Annotated in this window: 16 protein-coding genes; 4 read left to right on the top strand and 12 right to left on the bottom strand. The window is 68.1% G+C overall.

Annotated elements, in window-relative coordinates; all coding sequences use genetic code 11:
- Window positions 1-17 precede the first annotated feature (17 nt).
- The 3 genes from B4K74_RS12875 to B4K74_RS12865 all read right to left on the bottom strand — a co-directional run bounded on the left by B4K74_RS12875 (window position 18) and on the right by B4K74_RS12865 (window position 1,902).
- A complete protein-coding gene (locus B4K74_RS12875; RefSeq protein ID WP_286693277.1) occupies window positions 18-536 on the bottom strand; it encodes a hemerythrin domain-containing protein in 519 nt (172 codons plus the stop codon).
- Window positions 537-602: 66 nt separating this feature from the next.
- Window positions 603-1,376: a YebC/PmpR family DNA-binding transcriptional regulator gene (locus B4K74_RS12870; RefSeq protein ID WP_286693276.1), complete on the bottom strand. Its 774-nt coding sequence runs from the start codon at window positions 1,374-1,376 to the stop codon at window positions 603-605.
- Window positions 1,377-1,464: 88 nt separating this feature from the next.
- Complete coding sequence (locus B4K74_RS12865; protein WP_339784540.1) at window positions 1,465-1,902, bottom strand: thioesterase family protein; 438 nt, start codon at window positions 1,900-1,902, stop codon at window positions 1,465-1,467.
- Between the two features lie 239 nt (window positions 1,903-2,141).
- Between B4K74_RS12865 and B4K74_RS12860 the strand changes: the two genes are divergently transcribed.
- Entirely contained in the window at window positions 2,142-3,266 is a 1,125-nt protein-coding gene (locus B4K74_RS12860; protein WP_286693275.1) for a zinc-dependent alcohol dehydrogenase family protein, read from the top strand.
- 3 nt (window positions 3,267-3,269) lie between these two features.
- Here the strand turns inward: B4K74_RS12860 and B4K74_RS12855 are convergent, their stop codons facing one another.
- The 6 genes from B4K74_RS12855 to B4K74_RS12830 are packed head-to-tail and all read right to left on the bottom strand — an operon-like array spanning window position 3,270 to window position 7,599.
- Window positions 3,270-4,442, bottom strand: a complete 1,173-nt coding sequence (locus B4K74_RS12855; RefSeq protein ID WP_286693274.1) for an aspartyl/asparaginyl beta-hydroxylase domain-containing protein — start codon at window positions 4,440-4,442, stop codon at window positions 3,270-3,272.
- Window positions 4,443-4,502: 60 nt separating this feature from the next.
- Window positions 4,503-4,817 (bottom strand): HPF/RaiA family ribosome-associated protein, encoded by a 315-nt coding sequence (locus B4K74_RS12850; RefSeq protein ID WP_286693273.1) that lies wholly within the window; start codon window positions 4,815-4,817, stop codon window positions 4,503-4,505.
- 40 nt (window positions 4,818-4,857) lie between these two features.
- Complete coding sequence (locus B4K74_RS12845; protein WP_286693272.1) at window positions 4,858-5,058, bottom strand: hypothetical protein; 201 nt, start codon at window positions 5,056-5,058, stop codon at window positions 4,858-4,860.
- Between the two features lie 54 nt (window positions 5,059-5,112).
- Entirely contained in the window at window positions 5,113-5,970 is an 858-nt protein-coding gene (locus B4K74_RS12840; protein ID WP_286693271.1) for a ribokinase, read from the bottom strand.
- The gene (locus tag B4K74_RS12835; protein ID WP_286693270.1) at window positions 5,967-6,899 is read right to left on the bottom strand and encodes a nucleoside hydrolase; all 933 of its coding nucleotides are present in this window, start codon (window positions 6,897-6,899) and stop codon (window positions 5,967-5,969) included. Before B4K74_RS12835 ends, B4K74_RS12840 begins: the two co-directional genes overlap by 4 nt.
- A gap of 4 nt (window positions 6,900-6,903) precedes the next feature.
- Window positions 6,904-7,599, bottom strand: coding sequence for an aspartate/glutamate racemase family protein (locus B4K74_RS12830; RefSeq protein ID WP_286693269.1), 696 nt, complete (start codon window positions 7,597-7,599; stop codon window positions 6,904-6,906).
- A 73-nt stretch (window positions 7,600-7,672) separates the two neighbouring features.
- Between B4K74_RS12830 and B4K74_RS12825 the strand changes: the two genes are divergently transcribed.
- Window positions 7,673-8,941, top strand: coding sequence for a DUF819 domain-containing protein (locus tag B4K74_RS12825; RefSeq protein WP_286693268.1), 1,269 nt, complete (start codon window positions 7,673-7,675; stop codon window positions 8,939-8,941).
- 6 nt (window positions 8,942-8,947) lie between these two features.
- Window positions 8,948-9,304: a DUF2200 domain-containing protein gene (locus B4K74_RS12820; protein WP_286693267.1), complete on the top strand. Its 357-nt coding sequence runs from the start codon at window positions 8,948-8,950 to the stop codon at window positions 9,302-9,304.
- A gap of 6 nt (window positions 9,305-9,310) precedes the next feature.
- Here B4K74_RS12820 and B4K74_RS12815 read toward each other — a convergent pair whose 3' ends face one another.
- A complete protein-coding gene (locus tag B4K74_RS12815; protein WP_286693266.1) occupies window positions 9,311-10,309 on the bottom strand; it encodes a D-cysteine desulfhydrase in 999 nt (332 codons plus the stop codon).
- Between the two features lie 27 nt (window positions 10,310-10,336).
- Complete coding sequence (locus tag B4K74_RS12810) at window positions 10,337-10,906, bottom strand: YqgE/AlgH family protein (RefSeq protein WP_123288552.1); 570 nt, start codon at window positions 10,904-10,906, stop codon at window positions 10,337-10,339.
- Window positions 10,907-11,050: 144 nt separating this feature from the next.
- On the opposite strand from B4K74_RS12810, the gene B4K74_RS12805 reads away from it, so the two are divergent.
- On the top strand, window positions 11,051-11,533 hold the full coding sequence (locus B4K74_RS12805) for a peroxiredoxin (protein ID WP_286693265.1): 483 nt from the start codon (window positions 11,051-11,053) through the stop codon (window positions 11,531-11,533).
- Here the strand turns inward: B4K74_RS12805 and B4K74_RS12800 are convergent.
- On the bottom strand, window positions 11,530-13,488 hold the full coding sequence (locus tag B4K74_RS12800; RefSeq protein ID WP_286693264.1) for an ATP-binding protein: 1,959 nt from the start codon (window positions 13,486-13,488) through the stop codon (window positions 11,530-11,532). The genes B4K74_RS12805 and B4K74_RS12800 overlap by 4 nt on opposite strands.
- Between the last annotated feature and the right edge of the window lie 54 nt (window positions 13,489-13,542).

Raw genomic sequence — 13,542 nt, 5'->3', positions numbered from 1 at the left:
CTGCGCATAGCGCCCCCTTAGCTGTGCGTGTCGATATAGGCCTCGACGTCCTTGTTGACCGGTTTGACCCCGGTGATGTGCCGCGCCTGGAAGGCGGCATATTTCACGCCCAGATCGTGGCGGTCCTTCAGAGACACATTCCGGCGGAAGTCGGTCAAGCCCTGGCGCTCCTCCTCGCCCATGTGCTTCGAGTTGACCACATTGGCCTCGCCCACCGCATCAATCCATTCGGGACTGCCAACCGTGTGGCGCTCCACGGCCTTGACCGCATCGCGCAGCTTGTTGTGGTCGGTGATGGCGTCCTCGGTCTCGCCCTCGACCGTGCCGTCGTCAGCGTCGTTGGCGCCCTCGCCCTTCTTCAGCAGGTCGGGATAGAAATGGCGTTCCTCGGCCTCGGCGTGGGCGTCGAGGAAGGCGGCCAGCCGCCCCCAGACCGCCGAAAGGGCGTCGGTGTTGTTCGGGTCGATCTGCTCGATCAGGCCGAACAGGCGGCGTTGTTCGGCGTGGTCATCCAGAATCAGCTGGCAGATATCCATGGGGCCCTCGGGTCAAAGCGTTGCGGTTCGCCCTGACCAACCCTTGAGGTCGCCCGGATGTTCCGGTCAGCCCGCGTACTGCGCCGCGTCCTCGTCCGAGATGTCCTCGTTCGAATAGACGCTCGAGACGTCGTCCTCGGCGTCCAGCGCATCCAGCAGCTTCATCAGCGTGCCAACGGCCTCGCCGGTGACCGGCACCAGCGACTGGGGCTTCCAGACGATAGCCGTTGATTTCGGGTCGCCAAGAATCTTCGACAGGGCCTCGGCCACCTCGTTCAGGTCCTCGAAGGCGGTCCAGATGGTGTGGCCGGGAGCGTCCTCATAGATGTCGGGCTTTTCCAGATCGCTTTCGACGTCCTGGGCGCCGGCCTCGATCGCGGCTTCCATGATGGCGTCCTCGCTGCCCGCCTCGGCCGGATAGGTGATCTTGCCCACCCGGTCCCACATGAAGGCGACCGAGTTCATTTCGCCCAGGGCACCGCCGTTCTTCTTGAAGGCCGTGCCGATGTTCGAGGCCGCGCGGTTGCGGTTGTCCGTCAGGGCCTCGACGATGATGCCGACGCCGCCGGGGCCGCGGCCTTCGTAGCGGACCTCTTCCATCGTATCGACGTCGCCGGACGAGGCCTTGTTGATCGCCCGCTGGATCACGTCCTTGGGCAGGCTCTCGGCCTTGGCGTTGTTGACCGCCAGGCGCAGACGCGGGTTCATGGCCGGGTCCGGCAGGCCCGACTTGGCCGCCACGGTGATGTCGCGGGACAGCTTGGAGAACAGCTTGGACCGCTGCGCATCGGCGCGGCCCTTGCGGTGCATGATGTTCTTGAATTTGGAATGGCCGGCCATGGTCGTCGTCTCGGCAGTCTCAAGGGAAATGTGAGGCGCGCCGCATAGCCCGGCGCGACCGGCTTGTCACCCGTCAGGGCATGATGGCTCAGGGGCGAAGGCTCTCCAGGAATCCGCGCATCTTGTCGTCGACCGGCACCGGGCGCTTGGTTTCGCGGTCGACATAGACGTGGACAAAGTGGCCGACGGCGGCGGCCTCCTCCTCCTTGTTGCGGAACAGGCCGATCTCGTAGCGCACCGAACTGGTCCCGACATGGGCGACGCGGACGCCCGCCTGAATTTCGTCCGGAAAGGCGGTGGGCGAGAAATAGCGACAGCCCGTTTCGGCCACCAGGCCGACGACCGACCCCTCATGGATGTCCAGCAGGCCATTGACGACCAGCAGCCGGTTCACCGCCGTGTCGAACCACGAATAATAGACGACATTGTTCACATGGCCGTAGACGTCATTGTCCATCCACCGCGTGGAGATGGCCTGGAACCGCTTGTAGTCCTCGCGCCGTGTCCGTTCGATCGTGCCTGTCACCCGTAACCTCCCGCTTTTTTTCAAGTCGTAGGCGATAACGCGGGATTGCTCCAGCCTTGCGTAAGGGGGTCGGCTCCGACCGCTTCTGACGGACACCCATGCCAGGATCGACTGAACAGAAGCCGTCACAGGAGGTGTTGCAGTTGGAGAAAGTGGAGTCTGTTTTCGGAGTCTCCACTCCACCCCGGTCGCCGACCCGGGCTTGACGGACGCCGCGTCAAGGCGTCTCGCATGCGATCATGAAAACCCGCGCCGCCATTCTCCGCAGCATAGGGGCCAGCCGCCCCTATGCCGACAGCCGCCCGCTCTCGATCGAGACCGTGACGCTCGATCCGCCCGGCCCCGGCGAGGTTCAGGTCCGCATCCGTGCCGCGGGCCTCTGCCACTCCGACCTCAGCGTCATCAATGGCGACCGGCCCCGCCCCCTGCCGATGGCGCTGGGCCATGAGGCGGCCGGAGAGGTCGAGGCCCTTGGCGAAGGTGTCGAGGACCTGTCGGTCGGCGACCATGTGGCGATGGTCTTCATGCCGTCGTGCGGCCATTGCTCACCCTGTGCCGAGGGCCGCCCCGCCCTGTGCGAACCGGGCGCGGCCGCCAATGGCCGGGGCGAACTGCTGACCGGTGGCCAAAGGCTTCATGCCGGCGATGAGGTCCTGCACCACCATCTGGGCTGCTCCGCCTTTGCCGAGCGGGCCGTGGTCTCGCGCCGGTCGCTGATCCGCATCGACCCGGCCCTACCGTTCGATCAGGCCGCCCTGTTCGGCTGTGCGGTGCTGACGGGCGTCGGCGCGGTGGTGAATACGGCAGGGGTCCGGCCCGGCCAATCGGTGGCCGTCGTGGGTCTGGGCGGTGTGGGTCTGGCCTCGGTGCTGGGCGCGCTGGCCTGTGGCGCCTCGCCTGTCGTGGCGGTCGACCTCAGCGAGGACAAGCTGGCGCTGGCCCGGACCCTCGGGCCGGTGCACACCGTCCGTGCCGCCGATGCCGACGCCATCGACCAGGTCCGCGCCCTGACCGGCGGCGGGGCCGAAGTCGTGGTCGAGATGGCCGGCTCCGCCCGCGCGCTCGAGGCCGCCTGGAAGATGACCCGCCGCGGCGGTACCACCGTCACCGCCGGCCTCCCCCCTCCGGATGCTGTGCTGCCGGTCAATATCGTCGGACTGGTGGCCGAGGAGCGCACGCTCAAGGGCAGCTATATCGGCACCTGCGTGCCCTCGCGCGACCTGCCCCGCTACGTCGCCCTGTTCCGCGAGGGCCGCCTGCCGGTCGACCGTCTGATGAGCGGCAGCCTGCCGCTGGACCGGATCAACGAGGGCTTCGACCGCCTTGCCGAAGGCTCGGTCGCGCGACTGGTGGTGACCCTCTGACCCCTACTCCCAGGTCGCGGGATTGGGCGAATAGGCGTCCATGGCCTCCAGCAGGGTGCCGACCAGATGGCGTTCCTCCTCGGACAGGGCCGGGTGCCAGATGTCGAAGATCAGGATGACCCGGTCCGAGGCGCTGTCGTTCATCGCCTCATGCTCGATCGTGTCATCGAACACCCAAGCCTCGCCGCGTTGCCAGTGGCGGGTCTCATTGCCGACCCGGAACCGGCAGCCCTCCGGCACGATCAGAGGCACATGGCAGACCAGCCGCGTGTTCACATAGCCATGGTGCGCAGGGATCCGCGCGCCCGCCTTCAGCTGCGAGAACATGACCTGCGGCGACCGGCCCCGGATCCGGCAGAGCGGCGCATCGGCCAATGCCGCCATCGTCTGCGGACAGCGGGCGGCATAGGCGGTCTCCCGCCCGTCGCGCCACAGGAAGCAGGCGCTCCAGTCCATGCTGTCGATCAACAGGTCGCCGGGCCGCTTGGGCATGTTCGGCATGGTCTGGACATAGGGCGAGAAGGACTCATTCTCTTGTCCCAGCACACCGTTCAGCTCGCCCAGCATGGCGTCGGTCGCCGCCTCGACCCCGTCCAGCCAGGGGAAGTCCGCGCGCGGATAGAACTGCGACGCCGGCAACTCCGGATAATAGAAGGCCTTGGGCTGGGGCATGTAGAGGGCCCTGCGGCCAAGGGCCAGATCCAGTGCATGCCGGAACCGCGGGTGCGACCGTTCCTCGTTGAAACCGGCGCCCTGCAACTCCCCCTGCAGGGTCTGCATCATGTCACCGGTCACCCGCTGGCGCAGTTCCCGCGCCCGCGCCAGACCCTCATTCAGATCGGCGTCAAGCGTCGGCGCGCCTTCCAGAACCCGCATCAGCCCGCCGTAATAGGCATTGGCGTCCCGCAACTCCCCGCGCCGGCTCAGGATATCCCCCTTGACGCACAGGGCCCGGGCCTCGCGCACATCCAGCGACAGGGCTCGGTCGGCCGCAGCCTCGGCACCGCTCTCGTCACCCGTTTTCAGCAGGGCCTGGGCGTGCAATCCGTGAAGGGCGGGGCTCTCCGTGCCCCGATCCAGAAGGACACGCACAGTGGCGAGGGCCTCTTGCGGGCGTCCGCCGACCAGTGACGCACGCGCGCTGGAAAGGCCCGGGCTCAAATCATCCTGTGTCATGCCTCGTCTCTAGAACGCTCGGGACGTTGTTCCAAGTTTGAGCGCGGGAAGCGGGCCGTCTCAGCGGGCGTCCAGCTTGCCGAACACGCTGTCGAGGTGCGAGCCCATCTTCTTCAGGGCGCCGCCCATGGCCGATTCCAGCGTATCGCCGTGATCGGTCACGGTGACCGGCGCCAGTCCGGTGGGGCGGGCCTCGAGAACGCATCGCTTGTCCCCTGCCGTGTCGCGCGCGCCGTTCTCGTCGCCGAGGTGCATCTCGATGCGGGTCAGGCGGGATTGATAGCGCGACAGACGCTGGCGCACCTGATCCTCGGCATGGCTGATCAGGGCGGCGCTGCCATCGATGTCACTGGTCGTATTGATCTGAATTTGCATGGAGTTTCCTGAATGAGGGAGAGAGGGGGTGATGGGTGGCTCAGCGCACCTTGCGCGAGCGTTCCAGCACCGGGCGGTGGCCTTCCGCGTCGAGCGCACCTGAGGGGGCGATGTCACGCTCATGGGTCGGCTGCATGCCTTCGTCGGCAGTCTGGCCCGGATCCGGATGGGCGGGCGGGGCGGATTCGGCCTTCAGCTTCATGGCCTTTTCGGCTTGGGCCTTCTGGGCGGCATCGGACATTGGGGGGCTCCTTGGTTGGGTTCAGATGACTCAACCCCCCAGCCGCCCGACCGTTCACCCGGCCATGCCCGAGTTTAGCAGGGCCTCAACCTGCTCCCGCGTCGGAAGTGAGGGCTGGGCCCCGGCCACGGTGGCCGCGAGGGCCCCGGCCGCACAGGCAAATCTCAGGGCCGCGTCGACCGGCTGGCCTTCCAGAAACGCCACCGTGATCGCCCCGACAAAGGCGTCACCGGCCCCCGTCGCATCCACAGCCTCGACCAGCGGCGCCCCCACCTCGGCCACCACCGCCCCGCGCTTGTAGAGACTGGCCCCCTTGGCCCCCCGGGTGATCACCACCTGCCCGCCGCCCGAATGCAGGGCGTCACCGTAAAAGGCCGCCTCGGTCTCATTGACGACGATCAGGTCACAGCGCCGCAGCAGGCCCTCCGACACCGGCCGCGCCGGGGCCAGATTGGCGCAGACGAACCCCGTGGCCCGCCCCACCGCCGCCTCGACGGTCTCGACCGGCAGTTCCAGTTGCACGATCAGCGGGTCCTCGATCCGGGCCGGCAGATGTTCGGGCCGCGCCTGACCATTGGCGCCCGAGGCGACCACGATCTGGTTCTCGCCACTGGGGTCCACCGCGATCAGGGCCACGCCGGTCGGCGTGCCCTCGGCGCTGCCGACGCCCTTCAGGTCCACGCCTGCCTCTTCCAGGAGCACCAACGCCTCGTCCGACAGCGGCCCTTCGCCGACCGCCCCGATCAGGGCGACCTCGGCCCCCAGCCGCCGCGCGGCCAGCGCCTGATTGGCCCCCTTGCCGCCCGGATGCCGCGCCAGCACAGCCCCCGTCACCGTCTCTCCCGCACGCGGCAGGGAGGGCGCCGTCGCCACCATGTCGACATTGATCGACCCGACCACCGTGATCCTCATCGCACCGCCTCCGTCAGCAGTTCGAACACCCCGTCGACATCCACACCGGTCGCCCACCGGTGCCGCAGCGGGCCCGCCACGTCCTCCCGGAACTCGACCGCCGTATGGCCCCGGGTCAGGTCGCTCACCGTCTCGACCGCAATATGGCACGGCCGGAGGGTGAACAGATCCGAGCGGATCATCCAGGCCACGGGGCACAGGTCATGGACCGGGGGGGCCTCCCAGCCGACGATCTCGCGCTCGATCCGCTGCGAGAACCGCATCATGGAGGCCGCCGCCCCGGCCGGGTCGGTGCCGAGCGCCTCGAGCGCCGCAATCCGCGCCTCGGTCGCCCGCACCTGATGCGTCACGTCCAGCCCGAACAGAATAACATCGCAGGCGCTGGCCAGCACCTCGGCCGCCGCCTCGGGGTCGGCCCAGATGTTGAACTCGGCCGAGGCCGTGATGTTGCCACCCTCGGCCCGCGCACCGCCCATGACCGCCACCGGCCCCAGGCGCTCCGCCAGACTCGGTTCGGCCTGAAGCGCCAGCGCCAGATTCGTCAGCGGGCCCAGAACCGCCAGCGATACGGTCTTCCCGGGTCGCGCCATGACGATCTCCATGATCGCCTCGACCGCCGTGCCCGGTGCACAGCCGGCTTCGGGCTCGAACGGGACCATGTCGCCCAGCCCCTCGGCCCCGTGAAACTCTCCGGCCCCCATGGGCTCGCGCCGGAGCGGCCGTTCGGCCCCCATGAAGACCGGCACATCCCCGCGCCCGGCGATCTGGCGCAGGATGCTGGCGTTCCGCGCGGTCTTGTCGACCGGCACATTGCCGCCGACCGTGGTGATGGCCAGCAGCTCCAGCGCGGGCGTTCCAAAGGCGGTCAGCAGCGCCACGGCATCGTCCACGCCGGGGTCGCAATCGATGATCAGGGGGGTCGGGCTCATCCGCCTACCCCTGCCGCGCGTCGCTCGCGGTGGCAATGTCTGCCAGACATATCCGGACGCAGGCCGCCGCCAGCACCTCGGCCGAGTCGACCAGCGGCACAGCCACGTCGCCGACCCCGATCAGCAGGGGCACCTCGGTGCATCCGCCGATCACGACCTCTGCGCCCGCCTCGACCAGCCCTGCCGCCAGGCCGCGCATCAGGCCTTGCGGCCCCGCGCCGACATCGCCCGACTTGACCTGAAACACCGCCTCCAGAAACGTACGCCGCCCGGCTATGTTCAGCCGGACCGGCTCGACCCCGAGCGCCTCCAGCGCCGTGGCATAGAGGGCGTCTCCGCCCGGCGTAGCCAACACGCCGATCCGTCTGGCACCGCCGCGCGCCGCCTCTGCTGCGGTCTCGGCCACCATGTCAATGAAGGGCAGGCCACTGGCCCGGATGGCGTCAGCGTGGGCGTGGGCGGTGTTGCACGGCATGGCCAGCACCTCGGCCCCCATGTCGCGCAGCCGTGCGGCCATCTCGCCCAGCACCCGCTTCGCCCCCGGCTCATCGCGGTGACGGTTGGGCACCTGCGGGTTCATGTCCATCAGCACGCGGATATGATCCTCGTCACAGGTGGCGGGCGTCAGGGCCTGCAGCCGCGCCAGAAAGGCGACCGTCGCCGCCGGGCCCATACCGCCCAGAACCCCCAGCACCTTCATCCGCGTCTCCCGCTCGCCGCTTGCCAAATCGCTACGACCTCGCCCTTATGCCCCGGGGACGAGGGAGATGACCATGCCGATCGAAGACGCCGCCAGCACTGCGCTGATCACCAATGACGCCGTGGTGCTGGGGCTGCTGGCCGTCATCCTCGGCGCAGTCTTCTGGGCCTCCAGTCGCCAGAGCGTCTGGGTGCAGCGCTTCTTCACCGTCATTCCGGCCCTGCTGCTCTGCTACTTCCTGCCGTCGCTGCTGACGACCTTCGGCGTCGTCGATCCCGAGGAGTCGCAGCTCTACTATATCGCCTCACGCTATCTGCTGCCGGCGGCGCTGGTGCTGCTGACGGTCTCGGCCGACCTGCCCGCCGTGTTCGGCCTGGGGCCCAAGGCGCTGATCATGTTCCTGACCGGCACCGTGGGGGTGATGATCGGCGGCCCGGTCGCCCTGCTGCTGACAAGCTGGGTCGCGCCCGAGCTGATGGGCGCGGGGCCCGAAGCCATCTGGCGCGGCATGGCCACCGTCGCCGGCAGCTGGATCGGTGGCTCGGCCAACCAGACTGCGCTCTATGAGATCTACGGCGCCGGGCCCGACACCTTCTCGATCTGGATCGCGGTCGATGTGATCGTCGCCAACATCTGGATGGCGGTCGTCCTGTTCATCGCGGCCAACCAGCGCATGTTCGACAAGCTGTTCCGGGCCGACACCACCGCCGTCGACCGGGTGCGCCACAAGGCCGAGGCCTATGAGGCCGAACACGCTCGCATCCCCCTGCTCAAGGATCTGATCTTCATCCTCGCGGTCGGGTTCGGAGCGGTCGGCCTGTCGCACGCCGTCGCCGATCCGCTGGCCGGCTGGTTCGGCGAGACCTGGCCCCTCGCCCAACGGCTGTCGCTGGATTCCAGCTTCTTCTGGCTGGTGCTGATCGCCACCGTCATCGGCGTGCTGCTGTCCTTTACCCCGGCGCGCAAGCTGCAGGGGCCGGGCGCGTCCAAGGTCGGCTCGGTCTTCGTTTATGTGCTGGTCGCCACCGTCGGCCTGAACATGAACATCGGCGCCATCCTCGACAGCCCGGTCTATTTCCTGATCGGCGGGGTCTGGATGCTGATCCACGTGGCCCTGATGTTCGCCATGGCCTTCCTGATCCGCTCGCCCAGCTTCTTCCTCGGTGTCGGCTCCATGGCCAATATCGGCGGCGCAGCCTCGGCCCCCGTCGCCGCCGCTGCCTTCCACCCGTCGCTGGCCCCGGTCGGCGTCCTGCTGGCCGTGGTCGGCTATATCATCGGCACCGCCGCGGCCTGGTTCACCGGTCTGGTCATGATGCAGATCGCCGGGGGCGTGGGCTGATCCCCCATGACCGGCCACCGCATCTACCGAACCAGCTTCGCCAGCGTTTATCCGCACTACGTCGCCAAGGCGGAGAAGAAGGGGCGCAGCAAGGCCGAGGTCGACCGGATCATCGGCTGGCTGACCGGCTATGACCACGCGGGACTTGAGGCGCAGATCGCGGCGAAGACGGACTTCGAGACCTTCTTCGCCGATGCCCCTGCGATGAACCCGGCCCGCGAGGCGATCACCGGCGTCATCTGCGGCATCCGCGTGGAAGAGGTCGCCGAGCCCCTCATGCGCGAGATCCGCTACCTCGACAAACTCATCGACGAGCTGGCGAGGGGCAAGGCGATGGAAAAGATCCTGCGGCGACCGGCGTAACCCGCCCTACAGCCCCGCGCCCACTACGCTCTCGTAGCCGAACAGCCCTTGCGCACCGCCGGTGTGCAGGAAGACCAGCGTCTCGCCCTTGAACCGGCCGGCCCGGGACAGCGCGATCAGCCCCTTCATCGCCTTGGCGCTATAGACCGGGTCCAGCACGATGCCGTCGGTGCGGGCGGCCAGCTTCAGGGCGTCGATCACGCCCTGATCTACCAGACCATAGCCCTCGCCAACATAGTCGCAGTCGGCCACCACCTGATCCCGGGACACGCGCTCCGCATGGCCCAGCAGGGCGGCGGTCTCTTCGGCCAGTTTGAAGACATTGGCTTCCTGCCGTTCCTTCGGCGCGCGCACGCCAATGCCCAGCACCGGGACGTCGGCCCCCATGACCGCCAGCCCGGCGACCAGACCAGCGTGAGTGCCCGCACTGCCGGTCGCGGTGACGATCCGGTCGATCCGGAGATCCAGCTCATCCGCCTGGACCACGATTTCGCGGGCGCAGTCGACATAGCCCAGCGCCCCCACCGGGTTCGACCCCCCGCCGGGGATGACGTACGGTTTGCCACCCCGCACTCGCACGTCGGCCGCCGTCGTCTCGAGTTCGGCGACCATGTCGCTGCCGGCCGCAACGGTCCTGAGCCCGGCGCCGAACAGCCGGTCCAGCAGCACATTGCCGTTGGCCAGATAGTCGTGCGCGGTCGACCCCGTGCGCGCCTCCAGAATGATCTCGCAGTCGAGGCCGTGGGCCGCCGCCGCCGCCGCCGTCTGGCGCACATGGTTGGACTGCACCGCCCCCTGGGTCACAAGCGTGTCCGCCTCCTGCTCGAAGGCATCGCCCAGCAGGAACTCCAGCTTGCGGGTCTTGTTGCCGCCACCGGCCAGCCCTGTGCAGTCGTCGCGCTTGATCCACAGCTCGATGCCCAGTTCCTCGGACAGGCGCGGCAGGGGCTCGAGCGGAGTCGGCAGATGCGCCAGACGCACACGAGGGAAGCGGGCCAGATTCATGGAGTTGCTCCGTAAGGTGGGAAGGGCTCAGGCGCGGCCGCCGGTACCGGACAGACGGGCGGCATCGACCCCCAGACCGGCCAGGGCTCGCGTCCATTTGGTCTCGTGGTCGTCGTCGAACACCATGTCGGTGTCGGCTTCGGCCGTCAGCCAGATGTTCTCGGTCAGTTCGGCCTCCAGCTGGCCCTCGTCCCAGCCGGCATAGCCCAGCATCAGGCGCGAGCGGCGCGGGCCCGTCACCGGGTCGGACATGGCGATCAGCACGTCGCGCGTGCCCGTCAGCGCCAGACCATCGCCGAAGGCCAGACTGGTGCCGTCGGAAATCCAGTCGTCCGTGTGCAGGACAAAGCCGCGTTCGCGCTCGACCGGTCCGCCGGCCAGCACCGGGGCTTCATAGCCCTCGGTCGGGGGCGGCAGATCCAGCTTTTCCAGCACGGTCGACAGGTCGATTCCCATCAGCGGCTGGTCGATCCGAACCCCCATGGCGTGGTCGGGCCCGTGGGCGCACACAAGGATCACCGCCTGGCGAAAGCGGTCGTCATCAATGCCGGGCATGGCGATCAACAGGCGACCGGCGAGGGAGGAAAAGCCGTCCATGGTTCGATCATCGGGCCTGCCCCCGCCGCGCGCAAGGGCACAGTTTCGCGCATCTTGCCGGATCGGCCCTTGGCCCGGACCCGTGGCGTGTCTATCTGGTCAGGAACGGCCCGACCGGCCCAAACCTCCAGCGGAGACTTTCCCATGACGATCAACACCGGTGACCGCCTGCCCGAAGCGACCCTGATGAAGGCCACCTCCGAGGGGCCCAAGCCGGTCAATGTCTCTGAGATCTTCAACGGCAAGACCGTGGCCCTGTTTGCCGTGCCCGGCGCCTTCACCCCGACCTGTTCGGCCCGCCACATGCCCGGCTTTGCCGAAAACCTGGAAACGCTGAAGGCCAAGGGCGTCGATACCGTGGCCTGCGTCTCGGTCAATGACGCCTTCGTCATGGGTGCCTGGGCACAGTCGCAGGACGGCGCCGACAAAATCCTCATGCTGGCCGACGGCAATGGCGAGTTCACCCGCGCGGTGGGCCTGACCATGGATGCCAAGGGCTTTGGCATGGGCGAGCGCTCGCAGCGCTATTCCATGCTGGTCAAGGATGGCGTGGTCGAGCAGCTCAACATCGAGCAGGGCGGCGAGTTCAAGGTGTCGTCCGCCGAACACCTGCTGGGCCAGCTTTAAGCCACAGCCTCCACCCGGTCCGACGCCGAGCCCTGGATCGTTTCGCCGTTCATGACGTGATTGACCGCGCCAAGCAGGGTGGCGGGCGTGATCGGCTTGGGCACGAAATAGGTCATGCCGGCGTCGGCACAGGCGGTGATGTCGTCCGGGCTGGTATCTGCCGTGACGGCGATGACCGGCACCTGGGCATTGGCATTGTCCGAAGCGCGCAGGCGGCGGGTGGTCTCGCGGCCGTCCAGTTCGGGCATGCGCACGTCCATGAAGATCAGGTCGAAGCTCTGGGCATCACAGGCTTTCAGCGCCGCCATGCCGTCGGCCGCCGTCGTCACGTCACAGCCCAGCGGCTGCAGGATCAGCTGGATGGCGCGGCGGTTGATATCGTGATCGTCGACCACCAGCACCCGCATGGGGGCGTCGTCTTCCTCGGCATCAACACCGGCGGCGTCGACGGTCTCGACCGCATCGATGTCGGGCACGGCGTCGGCTTCGACACGCTCGGCATGAACTGATGAAGGCTCGACCCGTGCTTCCTCGCGCGGTTTCGGTGCCGCCGGTGCCGGGGCGGGCAGGCCACCAAGGGCACGCGCCACCACTTCGCGGCCGGCGCGGTCCAGCGTCGGCAGGTCCTGACTGTCGGACAGGGCGCGCGGGAAGCTGACAGCCACGGTAAAGCTGGAGCCCGCGCCCGGCTGACTCCGCGCGGTCAGGCGACCGCCCATCAGTTCGGTCAGATGGCGACTGATCGCCAGCCCCAGCCCGGTGCCGCCATGGCGGGCGCTGACGCCCTCGGTCGTCTGGTCGAAGGGCTGGAACAGGCGGGTGATCTGGGCCGGGGTCATGCCGGGCCCGGTATCGCGCACCTCGATCAGCACGGCGTGGCCGGACGGCTCCTCGTCCCACACCGAAAGCTTCAGGGTGATGCTGCCGCTGTCGGTGAACTTCACCGCATTCGAGATCAGGTTGTTCAGAACCTGCCGCAGACGCATGGCGTCGCCGCGCACATGCGACGGCACCTGGGCGGCGCCCTCGATCCGCAGTCTCAGCCCCTTGGACGTGATCGGCCCCTGCCACAGACGCGCCGTCTGGGCGATCAGCGAGCGCAGGTTGAAGTCATTGACCTCGACCGTCATGCCCCCGGCCTCGATCTTGGCGTGATCCAGCAGGTCGTCCAGCAGGGACTTCATCATCAGCCCTGCATCGGTGATCAACTGGGCCTGATTGCGCGCAGTCCTGTCGGTGGCGCCGTCCTGAAGCACGCCCGCGCCGGCCAGGATGGCACTGATGGGGGTGCGCAAGTCATGCCCGACGGCGGCGAGGAACGCCTGCCGGCTCTCCATGACCCGTTCCGCCTCAACCCGGCGGCGTTCGGCGTCCAGACGCGCGGCTTCCTCGGATTTGCGCGCGGTGTCCATGCGCTGCCATGTGCTGAGGCAGTAGGTCATGAAGACGGCGATGGCGATGGCGACTGCCGTGGCAAAGGCTGCCGAGGCCCCGAAAATCATCATGAAGACGGGGGTGACCGCGAGGTAGAGGAACTGGGGTGCAATGCTCAGCGCCAGCACAGTCCGCGACCGGGGCGCGTTGACCACGGCATAGATGGCCCCCGACGAAAGCAGGATGGCGGCACAGACGCCGCCCATTGGCCCGCCGACCAACCACAGCGGGACAGACAGGCTACCGAAGTATGCCGCGTTCAGCACCAGCATTACGGCGGCGGCAACGAACCTTGCGGGACCCAGAGACCGGGCGCGCCCGCCATTGACCGGCCCGAACACCCACAGGTCCAGCACCTGAACCAGGAAATAGCCCGCCACCCACAGAGCCGAAAAGTCCCAGCCCAGGATCGGACTGAAGACAAGCGCGCTCGCGGCGCCCATGCCCAGACGCTGCAGCAACGCCTTTCGGCGCTGCCGGATCGCTTCGACCCAGCCTGACGACAAGTCGGCCGCTGTCATGGACATTCGCATCCCCGAGTGCGGGCTTTGAGCCCTTTGCACCATAGTGACGCG

This window comes from Brevundimonas sp. UBA2503 (assembly GCF_002341485.1).
Taxonomy (GTDB): Bacteria; Pseudomonadota; Alphaproteobacteria; order Caulobacterales; family Caulobacteraceae; genus Brevundimonas; species Brevundimonas halotolerans.
This window is presented reverse-complemented; position numbering and strand designations above follow the sequence as displayed.